Origin of the sequence: Acinetobacter sp. FDAARGOS_559, from assembly GCF_003940475.1 — a bacterium.
GTDB classification, from domain to species: domain Bacteria; phylum Pseudomonadota; class Gammaproteobacteria; order Pseudomonadales; family Moraxellaceae; genus Acinetobacter; species Acinetobacter baumannii.
Map to the genome: position 1 here is coordinate 99,883 of NZ_RKJG01000005.1, position 22,057 is coordinate 121,939.

26 protein-coding genes and 3 pseudogenes are annotated in these 22,057 nt (G+C 36.7%); 22 read left to right on the forward strand and 7 right to left on the reverse strand.

Annotation, left to right across the window (positions count from 1 at the left end):
* Positions 1 to 73 precede the first annotated feature (73 nt).
* The gene (locus EGS71_RS01905; RefSeq protein WP_000183448.1) at positions 74 to 664 is read left to right on the forward strand and encodes a YidB family protein; all 591 of its coding nucleotides are present in this window, start codon (positions 74 to 76) and stop codon (positions 662 to 664) included.
* A 108-nt stretch (positions 665 to 772) separates the two neighbouring features.
* Here the strand turns inward: EGS71_RS01905 and EGS71_RS01910 are convergent, their stop codons facing one another.
* The 3 genes from EGS71_RS01910 to EGS71_RS01920 all read right to left on the reverse strand — a co-directional run bounded on the left by EGS71_RS01910 (position 773) and on the right by EGS71_RS01920 (position 2,835).
* Positions 773 to 1,879 carry a porin gene (locus tag EGS71_RS01910; RefSeq protein ID WP_000734917.1) on the reverse strand — a complete coding sequence of 369 codons (1,107 nt, stop codon included), beginning with the start codon at positions 1,877 to 1,879 and terminating at the stop codon, positions 773 to 775.
* Between the two features lie 254 nt (positions 1,880 to 2,133).
* Complete coding sequence (locus EGS71_RS01915; protein WP_000312749.1) at positions 2,134 to 2,547, reverse strand: HIT family protein; 414 nt, start codon at positions 2,545 to 2,547, stop codon at positions 2,134 to 2,136.
* An 18-nt stretch (positions 2,548 to 2,565) separates the two neighbouring features.
* Positions 2,566 to 2,835: a YARHG domain-containing protein gene (locus tag EGS71_RS01920; RefSeq protein WP_001037927.1), complete on the reverse strand. Its 270-nt coding sequence runs from the start codon at positions 2,833 to 2,835 to the stop codon at positions 2,566 to 2,568.
* 264 nt (positions 2,836 to 3,099) lie between these two features.
* Between EGS71_RS01920 and EGS71_RS01925 the strand changes: the two genes are divergently transcribed.
* The 5 genes from EGS71_RS01925 (at position 3,100) to EGS71_RS01945 (ending at position 6,074) form a co-directional block, all read left to right on the forward strand.
* Positions 3,100 to 3,525, forward strand: a complete 426-nt coding sequence (locus tag EGS71_RS01925) for a GFA family protein (RefSeq protein ID WP_000608152.1) — start codon at positions 3,100 to 3,102, stop codon at positions 3,523 to 3,525.
* Between the two features lie 130 nt (positions 3,526 to 3,655).
* Entirely contained in the window at positions 3,656 to 3,856 is a 201-nt protein-coding gene (locus EGS71_RS01930) for a hypothetical protein (RefSeq protein WP_000564581.1), read from the forward strand.
* Positions 3,857 to 4,354: 498 nt separating this feature from the next.
* Positions 4,355 to 4,579 (forward strand): hypothetical protein, encoded by a 225-nt coding sequence (locus tag EGS71_RS01935; RefSeq protein WP_000826151.1) that lies wholly within the window; start codon positions 4,355 to 4,357, stop codon positions 4,577 to 4,579.
* A 178-nt stretch (positions 4,580 to 4,757) separates the two neighbouring features.
* A complete protein-coding gene (locus tag EGS71_RS01940; protein ID WP_000800035.1) occupies positions 4,758 to 5,132 on the forward strand; it encodes a TonB C-terminal domain-containing protein in 375 nt (124 codons plus the stop codon).
* Between the two features lie 174 nt (positions 5,133 to 5,306).
* Positions 5,307 to 6,074, forward strand: a complete 768-nt coding sequence (locus EGS71_RS01945) for a methyltransferase domain-containing protein (RefSeq protein WP_000917650.1) — start codon at positions 5,307 to 5,309, stop codon at positions 6,072 to 6,074.
* Between the two features lie 80 nt (positions 6,075 to 6,154).
* On the opposite strand, the gene EGS71_RS01950 is transcribed toward EGS71_RS01945, so the two are convergent.
* Entirely contained in the window at positions 6,155 to 7,240 is a 1,086-nt protein-coding gene (locus EGS71_RS01950; protein WP_000825830.1) for an alpha/beta fold hydrolase, read from the reverse strand.
* A 133-nt stretch (positions 7,241 to 7,373) separates the two neighbouring features.
* On the opposite strand from EGS71_RS01950, the gene EGS71_RS01955 reads away from it, so the two are divergent.
* From EGS71_RS01955 to EGS71_RS01985, 7 genes are all read left to right on the forward strand, one after another.
* Positions 7,374 to 8,561: an O-succinylhomoserine sulfhydrylase gene (locus EGS71_RS01955; protein WP_031946199.1), complete on the forward strand. Its 1,188-nt coding sequence runs from the start codon at positions 7,374 to 7,376 to the stop codon at positions 8,559 to 8,561.
* A gap of 176 nt (positions 8,562 to 8,737) precedes the next feature.
* Positions 8,738 to 8,974: a hypothetical protein gene (locus EGS71_RS01960; protein ID WP_000917295.1), complete on the forward strand. Its 237-nt coding sequence runs from the start codon at positions 8,738 to 8,740 to the stop codon at positions 8,972 to 8,974.
* 265 nt (positions 8,975 to 9,239) lie between these two features.
* Positions 9,240 to 9,569, forward strand: coding sequence for a YbaB/EbfC family nucleoid-associated protein (locus tag EGS71_RS01965; RefSeq protein WP_001024697.1), 330 nt, complete (start codon positions 9,240 to 9,242; stop codon positions 9,567 to 9,569).
* A 9-nt stretch (positions 9,570 to 9,578) separates the two neighbouring features.
* Positions 9,579 to 10,175: a recombination mediator RecR gene (gene recR, locus EGS71_RS01970; RefSeq protein ID WP_000490551.1), complete on the forward strand. Its 597-nt coding sequence runs from the start codon at positions 9,579 to 9,581 to the stop codon at positions 10,173 to 10,175.
* Between the two features lie 304 nt (positions 10,176 to 10,479).
* Positions 10,480 to 11,604: a ribonuclease D gene (locus EGS71_RS01975; protein WP_000486120.1), complete on the forward strand. Its 1,125-nt coding sequence runs from the start codon at positions 10,480 to 10,482 to the stop codon at positions 11,602 to 11,604.
* A 502-nt stretch (positions 11,605 to 12,106) separates the two neighbouring features.
* On the forward strand, positions 12,107 to 12,373 hold the full coding sequence (locus EGS71_RS01980; RefSeq protein WP_000183702.1) for a hypothetical protein: 267 nt from the start codon (positions 12,107 to 12,109) through the stop codon (positions 12,371 to 12,373).
* A gap of 130 nt (positions 12,374 to 12,503) precedes the next feature.
* Positions 12,504 to 12,845, forward strand: coding sequence for a hypothetical protein (locus tag EGS71_RS01985; protein ID WP_001985689.1), 342 nt, complete (start codon positions 12,504 to 12,506; stop codon positions 12,843 to 12,845).
* Between the two features lie 71 nt (positions 12,846 to 12,916).
* On the opposite strand, the gene EGS71_RS01990 is transcribed toward EGS71_RS01985, so the two are convergent.
* Positions 12,917 to 13,081 (reverse strand): hypothetical protein, encoded by a 165-nt coding sequence (locus EGS71_RS01990; protein WP_000086293.1) that lies wholly within the window; start codon positions 13,079 to 13,081, stop codon positions 12,917 to 12,919.
* A gap of 95 nt (positions 13,082 to 13,176) precedes the next feature.
* On the opposite strand from EGS71_RS01990, the gene EGS71_RS01995 reads away from it, so the two are divergent.
* The 3 genes and pseudogenes from EGS71_RS01995 to EGS71_RS02005 form a co-directional block, all read left to right on the forward strand.
* Entirely contained in the window at positions 13,177 to 13,560 is a 384-nt protein-coding gene (locus EGS71_RS01995; protein WP_001055589.1) for a transposase, read from the forward strand.
* Positions 13,557 to 13,892: an IS66 family insertion sequence element accessory protein TnpB gene (tnpB, locus tag EGS71_RS02000; RefSeq protein ID WP_000619347.1), complete on the forward strand. Its 336-nt coding sequence runs from the start codon at positions 13,557 to 13,559 to the stop codon at positions 13,890 to 13,892. Before EGS71_RS01995 ends, tnpB begins: the two co-directional genes overlap by 4 nt.
* Before the next feature lie 74 nt (positions 13,893 to 13,966).
* Positions 13,967 to 14,734, forward strand: a pseudogene (locus EGS71_RS02005) (IS66-like element ISAba25 family transposase); the annotation flags it as partial.
* Between the two features lie 67 nt (positions 14,735 to 14,801).
* Here EGS71_RS02005 and istB read toward each other — a convergent pair.
* Both istB and istA read right to left on the reverse strand, forming a co-directional pair.
* Positions 14,802 to 15,574: pseudogene (istB, locus tag EGS71_RS02015) on the reverse strand (IS21-like element ISEc57 family helper ATPase IstB).
* Complete coding sequence (gene istA / locus EGS71_RS02020; protein WP_002009888.1) at positions 15,574 to 16,599, reverse strand: IS21-like element ISEc57 family transposase; 1,026 nt, start codon at positions 16,597 to 16,599, stop codon at positions 15,574 to 15,576. Before istA ends, istB begins: the two are co-directional and overlap by 1 nt.
* Positions 16,600 to 16,688: 89 nt before the next feature.
* On the opposite strand from istA, the pseudogene EGS71_RS02025 reads away from it, so the two are divergent.
* The 6 genes and pseudogenes from EGS71_RS02025 to trpB form a co-directional block, all read left to right on the forward strand.
* A pseudogene (locus tag EGS71_RS02025) lies at positions 16,689 to 17,513 on the forward strand (IS66-like element ISAba25 family transposase); the annotation flags it as partial.
* Between the two features lie 471 nt (positions 17,514 to 17,984).
* Positions 17,985 to 18,290, forward strand: coding sequence for a YcgL domain-containing protein (locus EGS71_RS02030; protein ID WP_000543500.1), 306 nt, complete (start codon positions 17,985 to 17,987; stop codon positions 18,288 to 18,290).
* Entirely contained in the window at positions 18,283 to 18,669 is a 387-nt protein-coding gene (locus EGS71_RS02035; RefSeq protein WP_001206390.1) for a hypothetical protein, read from the forward strand. The genes EGS71_RS02030 and EGS71_RS02035 overlap by 8 nt, the downstream gene beginning before the upstream one ends.
* 29 nt (positions 18,670 to 18,698) lie before the next feature.
* Positions 18,699 to 19,550, forward strand: coding sequence for an AAA family ATPase (locus EGS71_RS02040; RefSeq protein WP_001271636.1), 852 nt, complete (start codon positions 18,699 to 18,701; stop codon positions 19,548 to 19,550).
* 15 nt (positions 19,551 to 19,565) lie between these two features.
* On the forward strand, positions 19,566 to 20,753 hold the full coding sequence (locus tag EGS71_RS02045) for a vWA domain-containing protein (RefSeq protein WP_000498051.1): 1,188 nt from the start codon (positions 19,566 to 19,568) through the stop codon (positions 20,751 to 20,753).
* Positions 20,754 to 20,789: 36 nt separating this feature from the next.
* Entirely contained in the window at positions 20,790 to 21,995 is a 1,206-nt protein-coding gene (gene trpB, locus EGS71_RS02050) for a tryptophan synthase subunit beta (RefSeq protein WP_001164632.1), read from the forward strand.
* The last annotated feature ends 62 nt before the right edge of the window (positions 21,996 to 22,057 follow it).

A 22,057-nucleotide genomic window follows, 5' to 3' on the forward strand; every position in this document is an offset into this window, starting at 1 on the left:
TAACAATTTGATTTTTGCTGTCTTAACAAAAAAACGCGTATGCTCATGTATAAACCATACATAAGAGTTACTCATGACAAATTTAAGCAACATTGTAGAAGTTTTGGCTAAGCAAGCTTTAGGTGGGAATCAGCAAGCGTCGGGTCAAGGTGGTTTAGGTGGAATTTTAGGTTCTGTATTAGGACAAATGGGCGGTAATACTTCATCTGGTGCCCAAGGTGGTCTTGGTGGAGTATTGGGTTCTGTATTAGGACAAGTCACTGGTAATAACAACACACCTCAAGCTGGTGGCGGTGTACAAAGTTTATTAATTGCAGTGGTACCTTTAATCTTAGGCTGGGTTCAGCAACAAGGTGGTTTACAGGCTGCTTTAGAAAAGTTAAAAGGCGCTGGCTTAGGTAGCCAAGTTCAAAGTTGGGTTGATCCAAACCAAAGTAATAGTGAGGTTCCAACCCAGCAATTACAAAGTCTGTTTAATCCAGCAGACATTGAACAAGTTGCTCAGCAAGCTCAAGCACCAAAAGAACAAGTTTATGGTGCAATCGCTTCTGTCTTACCTCAAGTCATTGATTCTTTAACACCTCAAGGTGAGAGTACAGATCATCAAGAAGCTAACCAAGATATTCAAAATGTGATGAATCTTGTAAGTGGTTTCTTAAAATAAGATATAAATTTTTTAAAAGCCGATATTTTTATATCGGCTTTTTTGATAGCACAATAAAATAAAAGGGCATAAGCCCTTTTATTTTAGATCTGAATCAAACATAACTGATTAGAAGTTATATTCAATACCAGTACCTACAACAGTTTGTTTGTCGTCGTCGTTCAACCAGTCACGTTTTTGTTGAGCAACGATACCGTAGAAGCGAGCTTGTTTATTGATTTGATAATCAAGACCTAAACCATACAAGTCAATTTTACGATCTGCCTGACCACTTACTTGTGTTTCAGCAGAAGCATATTCTGCTTTTACTTTAAGTTTAGTGTTAGGAATTTTATAAGCAGCAGTTACCGCGTATGCTTCTTCTTCTAAACCACGGTAAGCTTTACCAGCTTTATCGATTGAACCATCTGATTTATATGTTTGACCATATGCAGTCAAGTCATCAGTAGGTTCAGCATGTTGCCATAAAGCACCTACTACAAAACCAGATTTAGCAATGTCATAAGAACCAGTTACACGGTAAGCGTCTGTATAAACATCTTTCAAACCGTAAGCAGCATATTTACCTTTGATACCGAAGTCACCAGCAGCAGCGATTGCTAAACCTAAGTCTTTATTTTCATAACCTAGAGAAGTCGAAACTGAATCGAAGCTATCATTTTTGCTGTCTTTACCAGTTTCGCCTTTTTTACTATCAGAAGTGCTTTCACCAGTTTGAGCCATGATATTGAATGTCAAACCAGCTAATAATTTAGGGTCTAATTCAAAACCAACCACGTTATCTAAGCGGTTTTCACCGTACATAATATTTGTAATATCTAAACGTGTGTCATCGTTAAAGATGTCTTGGTTGCTACCAGCAGAGGTTTTGAAGTAAGAATCATATTTACCTACTTTTAACGTACCGACGCCTTCAGTTTTTAAACCAATAAAACGGTTACGGGCGCTAAGGTCAGTATCTGAACCAGAACCGTCAGTAGAAATTGCCCATTCAGCTAAATAAACAGCAGATAGCTTATCAGTCAACTTCTCTTCGCCTTTTACCCCAATACGAGAAGAGTTTGAGTTAACTTCGGTAACGTCACTTTTACCATCGAAATTTTTGTTGTCAACTTGGTTAATGGAAACGTTTAGTTTGCCGTACAAAGTTGGCGCTGCTTGCACCGCGTTTACGCTCAAAGTTGCAACTGCGGCAGCGAGAAGCAATTTCTTCATTGAGATTTCTCCAAAAGGTATTTTTAAATGGCGTATGCCTAGCTAACTTTTATTTTTTAGTTGGCTTATGTACAAAAAGTTACAGAAGCTCACCAACTTGCTAAGAAGTATCTGTAAACTTTGTGACAATGGAGTGAAGAAGAAATGACAGTTTTATGACAATTAAAAATTGGAAATACTTTATTTTCTTTTGATTTTATTACACTTTTTAAATAAAAAAAGCGGAGTTTAAACTCCGCTTTTATCTCTTAAAATCAAAGTGCTGCTTTAATTTTCTCAGCCAAAGCTTTGATTTTATCTTGGTCTCCTAATTGCGCCGCATGTTTGCCAAGTTGGTGAACATTTGTCGGAATTAGGTGAAAATGAACATGAGGGACAGTTTGTCCGGCAGCTGCTCCAGATAACTGCATGAGCACAATTCCATCCAAATTTAATGCAGTTTCCATTGCCTTAGCAATTTTTTGCACGATCTGGATGGTATAAGCTGCCGCTTCAGGAGGTAAATCAAGTAAAGTTACTGCAGGAGTTTTTGGAATAACTAATGCATGACCATCGGCTTGGGGCATAATATCCATAAAAGCTAGAACTTGATCATCTTCATAGAGTTTTATCGCTGGAAGTTCACCACGTAAAATTTTTGCGAAGATATTTTGATCATCATATGCCATGTATTATTCCTTTAAATACTATTTACATTTCAATTCTTTTTGACGTTCTTTAATTGCGTCTAGACGTTGCTGCTCTTTATCAGAGAATTTTGGCTTAGTCGTATGACAGTTTTCATTACCATATTTTTCTTTAGCATCTTGGTCTTTAAAACAAAAGCCTTTTGACGCATAAATCAAATTGTAATCATCTTGCAATTTTTGACATTCTTGCTCAGGTGTTGCAGCTTGAGCACTGAAACCGGCAAGGGTCACCATTCCAGCGAATACCGCAACCATTAATTTATTCATGAGCTTTTCCTCAGTTAAAGGTATGAACCTGTACTCAATATAAGGTTTATTCCCAATATTTCAATGACTATTAATTACTCAAGTGTTATTTAAAGTCACATTTCACCTTATAATATAAAAAAGCTTTATATATCAAGATCTTTTTTATAATCTGTTTTAAATCAAAAGATTAGATATATTTTATATTAAACAATTAAAATATATACTTAACCAATATTTAAAGTCATGATTAAAATTTTTATAGTAATGAAATAAGTACGTTATATGATTAACATCGGTTCTTGTTTATGCCATAAAGTAAAATTCTCTGTACCTTGTGAAATCAAAACGGTTTATCACTGCCATTGCAGCTTATGCCGAAAACAAACAGGTACTGGAGCGAATGCCGCTACTTTAGTAAAAGAAAATCAGTTTAATTGGTTGATGGGTAAGGAATATGTGGCTACCTATAAAAAAGAAACTGGTTTTACTTCATCATTTTGTAATAGATGTGGTTCGCCTGTCCCTAATAAAATTAATGGTACAAACTATATGTGGATACCGTTGGGGCTTCTCGAACAACCGTTTAAACCAGATTTAAAACTTAATTTTTGTATAGAGTCAAAACATGATTGGGTTGTGTTAGGGGATGCTCATAAAAACTTTGCACATTTACCTGAGTTAGAAGAGTTTTTAAAATATTTTGAATAACACTATTTAACTTTTTATATATTTTAATAATTTTTAAGTATTCTTTACATAAATGATGTGTGTTCACTGTTGAATATATCCGATATTTATTTGAGCATGAAATCACATAGCTTAAAAAAGGATGGTTCACATGATAGATGAAGAAAAGCCTTTAAATTTTGAAGATGATGACGAGCCTCTTGATTTTGAAGATGAAGAATTCATAGACGATAAAAAAGAGGACGAAATGTATAACTCGATTACTAAGGATGGCTCTAGTGTCGATCCTGCTGATGATGGGACACGACATATTCGTCCTGAAGACGGCGATCCGATTGAAATTGATGAGTAAATGCATCAGTTTAAAAAGATTAGTCTTTTTAATCTTTAAGTATAAGTGTAATATCCGAGCGCTGTCACAAACAGCAAAAAGTCCTGAATGATCAGCGCAAAAAATCAAAAAGGGTAAAGCCTGCTTACAAAGCGGGCTTTTTTTGTATTTATAAAAATCTAGACTAAAGAAAGTAAGTAAACGCTTTTAAGAAAATAATTAATTTTTCAAAAATATTTAGCAGATGAGAAGAACAGATACAAATACCTAGTGTTTGTAATGAGCATTTAAGAGGAGTACAAAGGTAAATAACAAAAATAAGAAAAGTAAAAAGATCATAAGTTAAAACATATCATTAAATTATTTAGGTATTTTACACAATTTAACACTTTATGCAAATTACTTTACATTTCATTGAGTTTTTGTAAAGAATTGGCTTAGACTCAATCGTTTTAAAAATGTGACAATCAGTAGATAATTTGTTAGATTGTTTGATTTTTATAATAACAGGTGAGACAGATGAAGAGATTGTTACTTGTATTGGCTACAGGATTTGGTTTAGATGGGTGTGCATCGTTAACACAAAAAGCAGATGAAAATTATATTACTAAATCACCTGTTACTCCGGTCAATACTGCCTTTAATGGTACTAAAGTACTTGAACATGGAATTTTTACTGAGCAGGATATTGCTGATATGCCTGAACACTCAAGTATAAATTCACGTTATAAAATATCTTTTTAAAACGATGCTGAAAATTATAATTAAATAGTTAAACTAAATAATCCTCGTAAATTAGCTAAAATCTAGAATTTGCTAAGAACATATTTAGTAGTAGCTATTTAGCATAAAACCACCATTTAGGTGGTTTTTAAAAAGATAAAATGTTAAATTTTAATCGTTGAAAAAATTGGTTTTATAAATGAAAAACGTCATTATTTTAACTTCTATATTGTTATTAAGTGGGTGCACAATTAATTCTAAGTTATTATCACCAGCAAAAAGTGATGATGACAAAATTATTGTAGAAGCAGAAAAGTACAAGCAACAATATCAAAAAAAGATCTTTAAAATTTGGAATGTTCCGCCTTCTTCAGTGGGAATGAGTGCTAGCGTTAAAGTCTTTTTAAGTGATACTGGTGAGATTGAACAAATTATTTTTCTAGATAAAGAAGACCAAAAGTTTAAGTCGAGTATTGAAAAGGCAATATGGCGTGCAAGTCCCTTTGTTTTACCTTCTAATCCGGAAGTTAGAAAACAAGTAAGAAAGTTCAACATTAAATTTACTGCAAAGTAATTTTTAAATATGAACTTGGCCTTACATTAAAAAACCACCATTTGGTGGTTTTTTTATTAAGAATTGATAGAGATACAAATTATAACTTTATTTTATTAATTATTGAAAAACTAATCATTATTTTTTATCTACTTTTTCTTTTATGGTTAACTCATCAAAGAAGAGGAATAAGCCATGTTGAAACAACATGAGATAAATTTAAAACAGTATCAAAATAAATCTTTAAGTTATTTGAATAGCACAGCTCACTCTGAAGGGGTCGAGTTTGATAAATTCATTAAAGAAATTGATGAATATCCAAATGCCGTTGTTTTAGATTTAGGTTGCGGTGGTGGTCATGTAGCTTATAACGTTGCTCGCCATGCAGATCTGGTTTTTGCTTATGATTTATCTCATGAAATGCTCGATACAGTTTCAAAAGCTGCCAATGCTCGAAAAATAAAAAATATTTTTGTACAGCAAGGTATTGCTGAAGATATGCCTTTTACTGATGAACAGTTTGATGTAATTATTAGTCGATATTCTGCCCATCATTGGCAGCATGTCCCAACAGCAATGAAAGAAATTAATCGTGTATTAAAGCCAAATGGCACTGTTATTTTTGTTGATATTATTAGCTCAAGTTTCCCTATTTTAGATACATTTTTACAGACTATAGAAGTGATTCGAGACCCTAGTCATGTAAGAAATTACAGTATTAAAGACTGGGTTCACTTTATTGAAGATGCTGGTTTTGAATTAACAATTTTAGAAAAACAAATTCTCAAACTAGATTTTGATAGTTGGGTACAGCGCATGAAGACACCTGAAGGTCAAATAAAAACGCTTAGGTATCTCCAAGAAAATGCAGCAGGTGTTGTTAAAAAGTATTTTAATATTCAAAAAGATGGAAGTTTTGAAAGTAAGGTCGGGTACTTTGTATTTAAAAAACTATCCTTCTAGTGAGTCTAAGCTTGGATTTGTGTTCATAGAGAAAATGTTAGATAAAAGCCCTCATATAGAGGGCTTTTTTATGCCTAAATTTAGATTTTTGTTGAACGCTCACTCAGCCATGTTGCTAGCTTTGGCCAGAATTCCTGCGCACTTGCTTGGCTTGACATTAGACCTAAATGACCGCCAGGAATAAGAGTAAACGTAACATCTTGGCTACTGGTTAACTGGCTTAATGGCTGAGCTGCATCAGCCGTAACTAATTGATCACTACGACCAGCTCCGACTAAGAGTGAACAGTCGATATTTTTTAATTCGATTTTTTTATCTTTTAACTGAATAGAACCTTGTCTTAATGGATTTTGCAGCCAAACATTAAATAACATGTCCTGATTAATGCCTCCCGGATAATCAATCATATTGTTTAAAAAACTGCTTAATGTGGCATGTTCTTGTACGAACTGAAGATCATTAAGGTTCTTAAGTAATTGAATATGACCATCGAACCAGCCTTTAGGGTCAAGAATTTTAAAGCCTAAGGAATTTAAAATGCCCGGAGTATGAATCAAACGCTTCGGTAAACCTGAGTAAATACGTTCCTGAAGCTTTTTATTGCGGGCAATAGTGTTGTTTATGGTTCGGTAGAGTTTTCCAATATAACCAGAAGCATAGCTATCGATTGGGCTACCTAAAACTATAAGGTTTTTGACATAATTCGGATGATTATGCGCTGTATATAAAGTAACGAATATGCCAGCCATACTCCATCCGTGTAAAGAAATTTGATCACTGCCTGAATGTGTGCGAACAAACTCTATAGCTTTAGGAATAAAATCTTCAATAAACGATAAAAAGTTAAGATGTCTATCTTTAAAGCCTAAACGCCCCCAATCGACAAGGTATACGTCAAAACCTGCATTTTGGAAGTATTTGATAAGAGAACGATATGGATATAAATCATAAATCGCCATATTAATAGCTAAAGGTGCCACAAATACTAATGGTTCTCTAAAGCTCTTTTCTGTAGCTGCATAATAACGAACACGGGTTTGATTGAATTCACCAATCACTTCAAACGGAGTGCTTTGTGACAATACTAATGTTTGAGGACGAAATAGTCGGGTAGAGAGGTGCTTGATTTGACTTTGTTCTGAGACAAGGGACTTTAAGCGTTTCATCTTGTTTTACCAACTATACTAAAGATTGATTGAAGTCTAAGCGATAATTTTCAGGTTTACCTTGACCTTAAATACCTTAGGCACTCAAAATGATGATAGTTTTTAGTACATGACCAGTAAAGGCGAACATTTAATGAACCAGTCTGATGATTTAGAATACCAACTTGATACTTTAGCCATTCGTACAGGACACACTCGTAGTTTTGAAGGTGAACATGGCGAACCAATTTTTTTGACTTCATCTTTTGTATATGAAAACGCTGCTGAAGCAGCTGCAAAATTTTCTGGTCAGGTTCAAGGAAATATCTATTCTCGTTTTACTAATCCGACTGTATCGATGTTCGAAAAACGTTTAGCGGCTTTAGATGGGGCTGAACGTGCCGTGGCTACAAGCTCAGGTATGGGAGCAATTCTATCGATTGCTATGGCGTATCTAAAAGCAGGTGATCATGTTATTTGCTCAAGAGCAGTTTTCGGTTCTATTGTCGCTTTATTTGAAAAATATATTGCCAAATTTGGTGTAGATATCACATTTGATGATCTACGCGATTTAGATGCATGGAAAAATGCAGTACGTCCAGAAACTAAACTATTATTTGTTGAGTCACCGTCTAATCCATTAGCTGAAATCGCAGATATCCAAGCGCTTGCAGATATTGCACATGCAAATGGCGCATTACTTGCTGTTGACAATAGTTTCTGTACACCTGTTTTACAGCAACCGTTAAAGTTGGGTGCAGATCTCGTGATTTACTCTGCGACTAAATATTTAGATGGCCAAGGCCGTGCGTTAGGTGGTGCAGTGGTAGGTAACCATCAACTCCTAGAAGAAGTTTTTAGCGTAGTGCGTACTTTAGGGCCATCTATGAGTCCGTTTAATGCATGGATTTTCTTAAAAGGATTAGAAACTTTACGTTTACGTATGAAAGCGCACTGTGAAAATGCTCAAAAACTTGCCGAGTGGTTGTCTACCCATGAAAAAGTAGAAAAGGTCTATTATGGCGGGCTTCCAACTCATGAAGGTCATGAACTTGCAGCAAAACAGCAAAATGGCTTTGGCGGGATAGTTTCTTTTGTAGTTAAAGGTGAGCGTGAAGGCGCGTGGAAGGTTATTGATAACACCAAATTTATTTCTATCACGGGTAATTTAGGTGATGTGAAATCAACAATTACGCATCCTGCTACAACCACACACGGCAAACTTTCTGCTGAAGCAAAACAAGCTGCTGGTATTCAAGAAGGCTTAATCCGCGTTTCGGTTGGCTTAGAAGATATTAACGATATTATTGGTGATATCTCACGTGGATTAGATTTGATCTAATAAAATTTATATATCTAAGAACTAAGCCACACTCTTTTAGTGTGGCTTTACTTTAAGGGAAGTTACTCACAAACAACGATTGAAATAAAAAAGCTACATTTTGTTGTAAATGAATTAAAAATCACAACGTATAAAAGTTCTAAATTTAATAAAAATAACAAAGTGAGTTTTTAACCATGCTTAAGCCTATAATTATTTTAGTTGCTATAGGGGCAATTGGTTTGGTTGGATACAAAGTATTTGCCCAAAAGGATGAACCGACTCAAATTAATGAAACTGTTCTATTGATTAATGATGCAAATAAATCAGTTGAAGAAGCTGATCATACAATAGAAAAAGCGAATGCCTCTTTTCAGAAAATTCCTTTAAATGAATACAAACCTGACAATAGCACCCTCCAAGCCTCGCAGTAGTTTAACTTAAATTTTAGAACTGGCCTTCACAGTAAAAAGTTTCGTATAGAAAGCTTTAAATGGATGAGTTACCTAAAAGAGTTTCATAGATACCAATAGAAAACATTAATTTATTGTGTCAGAATTGCGGATTAATTTTGATTTAAACGTACTGACCTCAATGATCTTATTGATCGATAGGGGCGTTCAAAGAGTTTAAGTTCCGAAGTGTTATATGACTATCAATAATACTTGAAATATTTGATAGAGATACGGAGTTAGGTTTATGAATATCAATATGCTCATGCAGCAAGCGCAGCGCATGCAAAAAGATATGGAATCAAATATAAAAAAGGCTAAAGAAGAGCTTGCTCAAACTGAAGTACACGCTGAAGCGGGTGGTGGTTTAGTTAAAGTAACAATGACTGGCCGTTATATCGTAAAACGTATCGAAATTAATCCAGAATTACTTCAAGACGAACCAGACATGATTGAAGACTTAATCGCAGCTGCGGTGAATGATGCTGTGCGTCAAGCTGAAGTAGTTTCTGAAGAAAAAATGCAAAAAGCTAACTCAGGTATGGGTTTACCTCCTGGTTTAGCAGGCATGTTCTAAGGAAGATCAGTGTTTAGTGATAGATTTGAACAACTCGTTCAAGCTTTACGTATTTTGCCTAGCGTTGGACCGAAGTCGGCCCAACGTATGGCTTTACATCTTTTGATGAAAAATCGTGAAGGTGCATTTGCTTTAGCACATGCTCTACATGAAGCATCAAGTTATATTCATGAATGTAGTGTTTGCCACTCTTTAACAGAGCATGAAATTTGTGATATTTGCGCTTCAACAGAAAGAGATGATCAATTGCTTTGTGTAGTTGAGTCTCCGGCAGATGTTATGGCAATCGAGCAAAGTGGTAGTTTTCGTGGCAAATACCATGTGTTGGGTGGGCATCTTTCTCCATTAGATGGAATCGGGCCAGAAGAAATAGGTATTCCTTATCTAATCCAACGTTTAAGCCAAGGTACGATCGAAGAAGTCATTTTGGCAACTAATGCTACTGTGGAAGGTCAGGCGACAGCGCATTATTTGGTTGAAGCGACGAAGCATTTACCTATTCACATGACACGTATTGCTCAAGGCGTACCACAAGGTGGCGAGCTTGAATATGTGGATAGTCATACCTTAAGTCAGGCTGTTCATAACCGTATGCGTATGAAATAAGTACCTCGGTGCTTATTTCAAATATTTTTTGAATAATATCGTATTATCAAAAATCTTTTTAAAAGACAAAAACATATTTTTAAAAACGACTCAGTGAATATATAAATTAAAAAAATCTTTTGTAAAAAATAAACATTTAGAAGGACATTAAATTTGAAAAATTTAAAATAATGATCAAAAAATTATCTCTTTTTTGGAAAATTGTTCAAAAATAGATTATTCATCAAGGATTCAGTAGCATTTTTCTAATCCTATGTTATATATACCAGAGTTTAAAGCACTCTTTGCATTTACTTGAGAAAGCATGTTTCAGTTTATCCAACAGCAAACCGAATTGGTTGATGTTCTTCAACAAATGGATCAATGTTCAACTTATGGGCTTGATACAGAATTTATTAAGGTTGATACCCTTTGGCCTAAACTTGGAGTATGTCAAGTCAATGTCAACGGAAATGTATATTTGCTGGATGGAGTGTCTTTAGATTTAAGCGAGTTTTGGAAAAAAATCTTTCTTGCTCAACAAAATATTTTTCATGCATGTGGTGAAGATATTGATTTAATCTATCACTATGCCGATGAACAAAACCTATTAAATGTTTTTGATACTCAAGTTGGATTATCCTTTTTGGGACATGGTTTACAAGTAAGTTATCAAGGTGCATTAAAGCTTTGTTTAGAGATTGATATTGAAAAGGACCAGACTCGATCAGACTGGTTGGCACGTCCTCTATCTCCGCAACAGCTATGCTATGCGGCAAATGATGTTTTATACCTTATGCAATTGGCTAACCATATTAAAGATCAGCTCAAACAAAAAGGGCTTTATGAGTATGTTCTTGAGGATTGTAGTAGTTTAACGAAAGAAATTATTAGTGAAACACCAACCCCATTGTTATATACAGATGTGGGCAATTATCGTCATTCACGCCGCCAATTAATGCAATTGCAAAATTTAAGTGAGTGGCGTGAAGAGGTGGTTAGAGCAACAAACCAGCCACGTAGTTTTATCCTTAGAAACTCGACGATGATTGATTTAGTCGAAAAAAATCCACGCAATAGTTTCCAATTATCTCAAGTAAAAGATATTCGTCCGAATGTTGTCCGTGAATACGGTAAGATTATTCTTGATCTTTTAAAAGACTTACCTGTTGAAGGACACTGGCCAGCTAAAATTGCTAAACCTTTTAAAATTACATCCAAAGAAACCCTAAATAAAATGGATGCATTGATTGCTAAAGCGATAGAACAAACCTCTATACCAAAAGAAGTTTTACTTCGTAAGAAATGGTTAAATGCGATTCATCAGCATGTGCTTACTAAAGGTGATGAACAGGATCTCCCAGATTATTTATTGGGTTGGCGCTATGAGCTTTTAACTAAGCCGCTTATTCAGTTATTTAAAGAAGAGAAAGCCAGTCTTTTATTTTAGGTTTATGTATTAAGAAAAATTTTCAGTTAAATTGAATTTTAAGATTCAAAATAACTTATCTGATTAATAACTGATTATTTGGTGTTCGTTAATATAACTTTAAAATAAAGTCATTTAATAAGTTAGCCTTTATAAGATTAACTTTTTGTTTAGTTTGAGTTTACATTTTACTGATTTTATAAAGTTTAAATTATAAAAAGATGATTTAATCTTAATTATAGAAAGTCATGCTGAATTAAATTAACTTTATTAGTGAGAAAAATTCAATTGTGTATATATACAGGTCTGTATATTCTTGGTAGCAAGAAAAACAATTTCAAAATAAACAATATATAACTATAAGTTTGTTTCGGTGCAGAAATATAGAGGCCTTCTCGGGGAGAGGAGGCCTCTAATTTTATATATGGAGGTGTAAAAAGTTTTTAAAATCAATAATAAGCTAATATTGAGATCAATTTTTTTATGTTATAAATGAAAACTACTAATAATTAGAGATATAAATATGACGAATAATTTTAATGCTGAACAGGCAAGAAAAAATGCGAAAGACGTAAAAATAGATCAAGCACTATTGTTAGAAAAAATTTTATCTGGAACCGAGGAAATCTCGAAAGAAGGTAAGCGACGGGCAGTTTTTCAATTTCCAATAGATGCTTTGCATCCTGAACATATCACACAGGTAGAGGAAGAGTTAAAAATACGAGGTTTTAATGTTTCAACCAATATTGAGCAATCTGGTACAACAGTCAATATTGAAGTCAGTTTCTAAGCTTTTGTTTAATGAAAACGCCCATGGTTTTGGGCGTTTTTTATAATTTTTTACAATCTAAATTTATAATAATCAACATATTGTTTGACAGGTTTATCCTTCTTCTGTAGCTTTACTTTTTAAGTGGAATATGGATATGAACTTCCAAACAATACTTTCATCTTTCAAAAATCAATCTACTGGTGCAGATGCATTTAAGAATTTAAAAAGTGCCTGTGAACACCATCTCAAACATTCATCAGACCTAAACGAAAAAGCTGTAATTTATCTCATTTATGGGTTTGCCCGTAGTTATGTCATCTTATATGAAGATGAAGCGGTAACTACCGATTTCGCTCAAGCTTCGAAAGAAATGTTAGTGAATTACATGAATCGCTTAAATGAAGCCTTACGTACTCAAGATGACCATATAATCTTAAATACTTTAAATCAGGTAAGTAATGATTATATGCAAGGCTCAAGAATCTTTTAATGCTTGCGTTAACATGTTGATAAGATACTTCTTTAGTCATAGGCCAACTAAAGAAGTATCCAGTGGTAGTTTTAATGTGATTTTTTCTTGCCGCCGCCATCTTGTTTATTGACGGTAGACCATGCAATACGTTCAGCTTCTTCTTGAGAATGACCTCTATCTACTTCACTCTCAACAATATGTTTCGCCTGACGTTTTTGTTTTGCTGTATAAGATGATTTGTCGCCACGAGACATAGCATAACCGTAAGCATCCGGCTAACACAGCCTTACCAAGCGGTCCTATAAGCCTTAATTTAGTTCCCACCTAAAAACAAGTGGGGACTTAATCCATGAACATGGATATATATTCAGCAACACCTCCTGTTGCTAAAAAACGCAGAACATACAGCAAAGAATTCAAACTCAGTATTGTCAATGCCTGTAAAAATCCTAATACCTCGATCGCTTCGGTCGCACTGCAACATAGTATTAATGCCAACCTTGTCAGTCGTTGGATCAGGATCTTCAGCCATCATGAGGGTGCCGTGCAGGATCCTACTCATGTGAATCCAGCATTTATTGCTTTGCCTTACACTGCTGCAATCAGCCAACCTATTGATGAGAGGATCACGTTGTGTATCACCGTGCCTCATACGAATAATGATATTCAGCTAAAATGGCAGACATCAGAAATACCTGCCTTGGCAGAATTACTCAAGGCACTGGCAACATGATCCGTATCAATGAAATTTGGCTCTCTACCCAGCCCATGGATATGCGAGCAGGAATGGATACTGTCATGGCTCAGGTGGTGAGAGCCTTTGGCTACATCAAACCGCATTGCGCCTACCTGTTCTGTAATAAACGTGGTCATCGTATGAAAGTGTTGGTACATGATGGACTGGGCATCTGGCTGTGTGCCCGGCGTTTGGAACAGGGTAAATTTCACTGGGCTCAAGTTCACCAAGGTGAAACCGTGGCCCTCAGCCCGGAACAGTTACAGGCATTAATCCAAGGTTTGCCCTGGCAGAGAATTGGATTGCAGCAAGTGGTGAATATGCTCTAAACCAAGCTCGACCATTCTGCCATCCTCCAAACGTTCTATTTCATTCTCTTCATGACCTCAGGCATACTGCGGTCATGAATACGCTGCCTGACTTAAGCCAACTGACCCATGAACAACTGCTGGAATTCACCAGACAGTTGGCGATGCAGCATCAGTCTCTAGCACAATCAAACCAACAATTGGATGCCAAAGTTCAACATCTTTCTATTCTCAATCAAAAATACGAGCATGAACTGGCGCTGTTTAAAAAGCACAAATTCGCCCAAAAGAATGAACACTTAACGGCAAAACAAATCCACCTATGGGATGAAGCGGTTGAAGAAGATATTGCTGCTGTTGATCTGGAATTAGAACGATTAAATGCAGATAAAACCGATGCAGCGACACAGAAAGCCAAAACCAATAAACCTAAACGTCGACCACTGCCAGATCATCTACACACCATCCGTATTGAGCATGAACCTGCATCAACCCAATGCACTTGTGGATGCCAACTCCGTCGTATCGGCGAAGATGTCAGTGAGAAACTGCATTTCAGACCGGCACAGTTCTATAAGGAACAGCATGTGCGTGGTAAATGGGTCTGTGATCAGTGTGACACTCTGACTCAGCAAGCGATGCCCGCCTATGTGATTGATAAAGGCATTGCTTCACCTGAATTGCTCAGCCATGTGCTGGTATCGAAGTATGCCGATCATTTGCCGCTGTACCGTCAACGTCTGATCTATCAGCGGGCGGGAATCGAACTTTCTAGATCAACTTTATCTGACTGGATAGGTCGCTGCGGTGTAGAACTGGAACCTCTGGCCAATGCCTTAAAAGAGGTGGTGCTGCAATGTCAACGGCAATTTAAAACTGACCCCTTTTACCTTAAAACAGCAAAGTAAAATTGACCCCTTTGATGATTTATTAAGACTCAATTTGTGGTTGAATTCCTACTCTCTTTTTATCTTTTAGACGATAACTTTCCCCAGATATTTGTACAACATGACAATGATGTAATAAACGATCCAACATTGCTGCTGTCAAAGTAACATCATCTGCGAATGATTTAGACCACTGGCTAAATGGTAAATTACTGGTCAAAATCGTACTGCCTTTTTCATAGCGCTTGGCAATAACATTAAAAAATAAATTTGCTTCTTCACGACCAAATGGTAAATATCCTATTTCATCGATAATCAATAACTTTGGAGCAAGTACAACACGTTGCATGTAGTTTTTAATTTACCTTGTTGATAAGCTAGGCTAAGTTGCAACATTAAATCAGCTGCAGTAATAAACTTAGTCTTAATATTATTCATAATTGCCTTATAGCCTAAAGCCATTGATAGATGTGTTTTCCCAACACCACTTGCACCAATAAATACAACATTTTCAGCTCTTGGAATAAAGCTTAAATTAAATAGTTCAAGCAACTGCGACTTTGGAGCACCTAAAGCATAATTAAAATCATAAGCCTCCAACGTTTTGATTTGAGTAAGACCTGAAAGTTGTAAAAGAATCTGTTGACTACGTTGCTGCTTGGCTGTGTATTCATGTAATAGCATAGCTTCAACGAAATCTGCATAACTGCCATCCTTTGCTAAGGTTTGTTGTGCATGATGTGACCATTGTGATGCCACTGTTTGTAGACCAAGCTGACGGCAAAGCTGTTCAATACGCTCATACTGTAAATTCATTAAGAAACCTCCAGTAATTCATCATAGATTGATAAGGGGTGTTGAACACTCTCATGAGGTATGAGTGATGATGGGCTAACATCATCAATTACAGATTTTTTAGAACCATCATTAAATAAAGGTAATGAAGAAAAATATTGTTGTTCTTCAAGCAAACGAGTACTTGGTTTTTCTTTAGTTGTTGCATGAATGCGTTGATTTGCTGTTTCACTAAGCCATCGACCAATATAGGCATTTGCCATATCAACATCTAAGCTAAGGTCAACCACCTTTAAACTTGCTTTTAATGGCACGATAAAACTTGATTTCAAATAACTATTAAAGCGTTCTACTTTACCTTTTGTTTGCGCACGATATGGCTTACAAACACGTGGTCGGAAGTTATATTTCTTAGCACAATCAAGTAATTTAGCATTCCAGCGATGTTGACCATCTTGATAAGCATCACGTTCAATCATAATGGCCTTAGCATTATCAAATAATACATCTTTAGGAACACCACCAAAGAACTGAAAAGCACTTTCTAAGCCATCAATCCATGCATCAGAACGTTCATGATCATAAAACTTAACAAAGGTTGCTCTAGAGTATCCCAAAGTTGCAACAAATGCTTTTAATGTGGTGTGATGACGTCGAATTTTTGTGAAATCAACCTGCATTTGTTGACCTGGTTGAGTCTCAAATCGCTTAATCGGCTCTGGTTGTTTAGTTGGCTTTAATGTATTGAGATAATTTTGTAGTGTTCTAATTTTCCCCGTGTAGCCTTTTTGCAAGATTTCTTGATACAACACTGCAGCCGGTATCCATTCTGGATCGGCGGCATTTACACGTTTGATTAAATACGGTTTATAAGGCTCAAGAATACTCACTTTAGATTGTGTTCGTTGATATTTAGGTGTTACTTGAGATCGTAAATATTTACGCACAGTATTTCTAGAAATACCGAGTTCGCGGCTAATTGCCTTAATAGATTGACCTTGTTGATGAAGTATTTGGATTGTCACTGCTTGCTCCAAAGTTAACATGTTGAGCAGTCCAAAAAGACCACTATATTAACCAAGGGGGTCAATTTTCAAATGCTGTTGGGGGGTCATTTTTACATTGCCGCTAACAGCAACAGCGGGTGCTGCATGCAGATGAAACACCGGTCACCATCATGCGGATGGGTGAGAATGAGAAAAAACCGAAGAAAGGTTATGTCTGGGCCTATGCCACCACACAGTACAATCCAGTTCAGGCGGTGATCTATGACTTTCAGGATAGTCGTTCAGGCCAGCATGCTGCAGAGTTCTTGAAAGGCTGGCAGGGCAATCTAGTCTGTGATGATTACAGTGGTTATAAAGCACGCTTTAAATCAGGCCAGGTCATAGAGGTCGGCTGCATGGCCCATGCACGTCGTAAATTCCATGAACTGCATGTGACCGGGAAAAGTCAGGTCGCTGAACAGGCATTGGTGCTGATTCAGAAACTGTATGCGATAGAAGCAGAACTCAGGAAAAAGACCGATGGTACAGCGGAAGACCGCCGCGAATACCGACAACAGCATAGTCAACCAGTGATGCAACAACTATATGAATGGCTCAACCAACATCATCTGACAGTGCCATCGAGTTCTCCCACCGCCAAGGCCATCAATTACACTCTGAAGCGTTGGCCAGCCTTAAGCCGCTATCTGGATGATGGCAATCTACCGATATGCAACAATTGGGTAGAGAATCAGATGCGTCCCTGGGCGTTGGGGCGCAAGAACTGGCTGTTTGCAGGTTCGCTGCGCAGTGGTCAGCGAGCGGCAAACATCATGACTTTAATCCAGTCAGCAAAGCTGAATGGGCTGGATCCGTATGCCTATTTAAGTGATGTGCTGAAAAGGTTACCGACACATAAAGTGACCCAGATTGAAGAGTTACTGCCGCACTGCTGGAAACCTAAATCGAATTAAAAAATAGGTATGGGATTCAGCGGACGCTTACGCATAACCTCCATATTTTCTTTTAAGATCTTCTATTATTGAATCATATTAAAAATCAAAAACGGTTAAATAATGTCTTATCCTGTATACATAAGTTGAATCTTATTTAGAGCTTATTTAACTTTATACTTAACCTTAAATTTATAAAATTCAATAGATTAAATCAAAGCTAGTCTGCTTTAGTTCAAATTTTATTGTTTTTAAAATGTAAAATTTTTATTTTATAAAAGTCGACAAAAAGATTTTTTATGTAAAATTAAAGAGTTAATGAAGGTTGAAAATTTAAAACTTTGGAAAATTAAAAGTTATTTATCGACCTTAATGATTGTTGTAGGTTAATATTTCTCAAGAAAAGAAAAAACGACTGATGCGTAAACAAACCTGCGTGTGTCTGTCGTTTTTTTTCATGTATGCTGTCCTTAGTTCAAGAGTTGATTTGAAATGCACTGTGATATTTATAGATCGAGCAAAAAAGATGAAATGTATATTTATATTGCTCGTCCAAACTATCCTGATGAGACGGAGCAAGCCGATCCGTTTGAAAAAGTTCCAGAAGCTGTTTTACAAGCCTTTGGTCGCGCAACGTTTGTCATGCATTTAGAATTGGCTCCAACACGTAAATTAGCGCGTGTAAATGTTTTACATGTTCTAGACTCATTACAAACAAAAGGCTTCTTTATTCAGATGCCGCCAGAAGGGTTAATTAACCCAAATGCAGTTGAACCAGAGGGCTTACGTGGTGCGTGAAGATCAAGCTGGAATTTTAAATCAATTACTTTCTTCTCTCGATGCAATTCCTGAAGAGATTATTGCTTTAACAGCTTATGGCGTTGGCGCTATTATTGCCTTGTGGTGCTGGTGGCGTTTAATGCGCCGCTTACCTACCACTTTGGGCGCAATAAGCTGGTTAGTTGTTTTTGCTATTTTGGTGACACCGACTGTTTCGGAAGGGCCTAATGCATCTGTAGCGCCAGCTATTTTTGGACTACTATTTGGTGTTTTAACTAAAGACAGTCCTTTAATCTGGTCAAATTTATCCTTAATTCTGTTTGTAATCGGTCTAGGTTTGGTTATTGGCTATTGTTGGTCAAAATATATAACAAACAAAAGCATGCGTTCCATCTAACCATTGAAATAGAAAAATAAGGTCTCTACATGTCTGCTGATACCCAACATTTTACCGGTACAGATCAATATATCGCGACTGATAGTCTTAAACTTGCTGTAAAAGCAGCTCGTGCTTTGCAAAAGCCTTTATTGGTTAAAGGTGAGCCGGGTACAGGTAAGACTTTACTTGCCGAGCAAGTGGCAGAAAGTCTTGGTTTAAAACTCATTACTTGGCACATCAAGTCAACGACTAAGGCACAGCAAGGCTTATATGAATACGATGCTGTGTCTCGTTTGCGTGATAGCCAACTTGGTGATGATCGTGTTTACGATATTAAGAACTATATTAAGCCCGGTAAATTGTGGGAAGCTTTCACCAGTGAAGAGCGCTGTGTGCTTTTAATTGATGAAATTGATAAGGCAGACATTGAATTTCCAAATGACCTGTTACATGAACTTGATAAAATGTCTTTTTATGTTTATGAAACAGGCGAAACAATTACGGCTACTCAACGTCCAATCGTAATTATTACTTCAAATAATGAAAAAGAATTACCAGATGCTTTCTTGCGTCGCTGTTTCTTCCATTACATTGAGTTCCCAGATGAAGCAACGATGCGCGAAATTATCTCGGTACATTTCCCGAATATCTCTGCAACTTTGGTAAATGAAGCGCTTCAAGTTTTCTTCAAGCTCCGTGAAATTCCTAACTTGAAGAAACCACCATCTACATCTGAACTGATCGATTGGTTGAGTCTGCTTATGGCAGATGATATGCCTGAAGATGTACTACGTAATCGAGATACATCAAAAGCTATTCCACCTTTGTATGGCGCACTCATTAAAAACGAACAAGATGTGCAACTGCTTGAACGTTTGGCTTTCATGTCGCGACGTTAAAGGAGGGAATAACCCATGTTTGTGCGGTTATTTTACACCTTACGAAAATATGGTGTTCCAGTCACGACTCGTGAACTGATTGACTTAAATCGTGCAGTAAGCGAAGGGCTAGTTTTTGCCGATCAAGAAGATTTCTATCAACTTGCTAAAACCATTTTAGTTAAAGATGAACGTTTTTTTGATAAGTTCGATCGTGCCATGAAAGATTACTTTGATGGCATAGAAACCTTTGATATTGATGAGTTACTCAAGCAAGTCCATAAACTTCCAAAAGACTGGTTCGACTTAGAACTTCTAGAAAAGCATTTAACACCAGAGCAAAGAGCTGAACTTCAAAAAGCAGGTTCTTTAGAAGAACTGATGAAAATGCTAGAAGAGCGTTTACGTGAACAGCATAAAAAACATCAAGGTGGTAACCGTATGGTTGGCACGGGTGGAACTTCACCTTTTGGTGCTTTTGGTGACCATCCGGAAGGCGTCAGAATTGGTGGGCCGGGCCGTAAACGTTCAGCGGTTAAAGTTTGGGAACAGCGTAAATACCAAAATCTAGATGATGACCAAGTTCTTGGTACCCGCCAAATGCAAATTGCTTTACGACGTTTACGTAAATTTGCAAGACAAGGTGCTGCCGAAGAGTTAGACGTTGACGGTACAATCCGTGAAACGGCCAAGCAGGGTATTCTTGACGTCCAAATGGTGCCAGAGCGTCGAAATCGAATCAAAGTGCTCATGTTGTTTGATGTAGGCGGTTCGATGGATGCACACATTGCCCAATGTGAAAAGTTATTTAGCGCAGCTAAAACAGAATTTAAAACGCTTGAATACTTTTATTTTCATAACTGTCTTTATGACTATGTTTGGAAAGATAATTACCGAAGAACAGCGACCCGCATGAATACGTGGGATTTGTTTCATACTTACGGACGTGACTATCGTGTAATTGTCGTAGGTGATGCCAGTATGGCACCGTATGAGCTGAAATCGGTAGGTGGCTCGGTTGAATATATGAATGATGAAACAGGTGAGGTTTGGTTGCGTCGCCTACGTCAACATTTTGATAAAACAGCATGGTTAAACCCTGAAACTGAAGGGTATTGGCATTACACTCAAACTATTGGTTGGATTAAAGAGATTTTTGAAAACCACATGTATCCAATGACTCTAAAAGGCATTGAGGATTTGACGCGTTACCTTTCTCGATAAACTTGATAACTTTAATAATTTAAAAAGAGGGATAATATGCAACATCAAATTAATGGTATTGCTTTACCAAATGAACAAGGATTTTTTGGTGAGTATGGAGGTCAGTTTATTCCTCCGCATTTAAAAGAAGCAATGGATGAAATTAATATTGCTTATGAAGAAATTCGCCATACACCAGAATTTCAAAATGAATTAGCAGACCTCTTTGCAAATTATGTCGGCCGTCCAAGTCCTTTATTTCATGCAAAACGCCTTTCAGAACAGTTAGGTGGCGCGCAAATTTATTTAAAACGTGAAGACTTAAATCATACCGGTGCCCATAAAATTAATCACTGTTTAGGTGAGGCTCTACTTGCTAAATATATGGGCAAAAAGAAAGTTATCGCCGAGACTGGTGCGGGTCAACATGGGGTTGCTTTAGCAACTGCTTGTGCTCTAGTGGGTATTCCATGTGAGATCCACATGGGTCAAGTTGATATTGAAAAAGAACATCCAAATGTGGTCAAAATGAAAATTTTGGGCGCTCATTTGGTGTCAGTAACTCGCGGTACAGCAACCTTAAAAGATGCGGTTGATAGCGCGTTTGAAGAATATTTAAAAGATCCTAAAAATTTTATTTATGCGATTGGTTCTGTGGTTGGTCCACATCCATTTCCTAAAATGGTTCGAGATTTTCAATTAATTATTGGTAAGGAAATTAAAGAGCAGACGCATCAACGATTTGGTAAAAACCCAGATTATGTTGTCGCATGTGTCGGTGGCGGTTCAAATGCAATCGGTGCGTTTACAGCTTTTTTAAACGATTCAGATGTGAAACTTGTAGGAGTTGAACCTGCTGGGCATGGGCTAGATACAAATATGCATTCGGCAACCCTAACATTAGGTAAACCGAGCCAAATTCATGGTATGGCATGTTATGTTCTTGAAAATGAGGCTGGTGAACCTTTACCTGTGCATTCTATCGCTTCAGGATTGGACTATCCTGGTGTTGGGCCACAACATAGTTTCTTAAAAGATTTAGGCCGTGTGGAATATAGCACTGCAACTGACCAAGAATGTTTAGATGCGTTTATGACCTTATCACGAGTTGAAGGTATTGTTCCTGCGCTTGAAAGCTCACATGCTGTCGCATGGGCAATACGTGAAGCGCCAAAACTGCCGAAAGAAACCATGATCGTGGTGAATCTGTCGGGTCGTGGCGATAAAGATTCTGATTATGTGGCAGAAAAACTTAAGCTTTAAACTAAATATACTTAAAGAGCGGCCCATTTTAAAAGGCCGTTTTTTTATTTTATAGGCTAAGT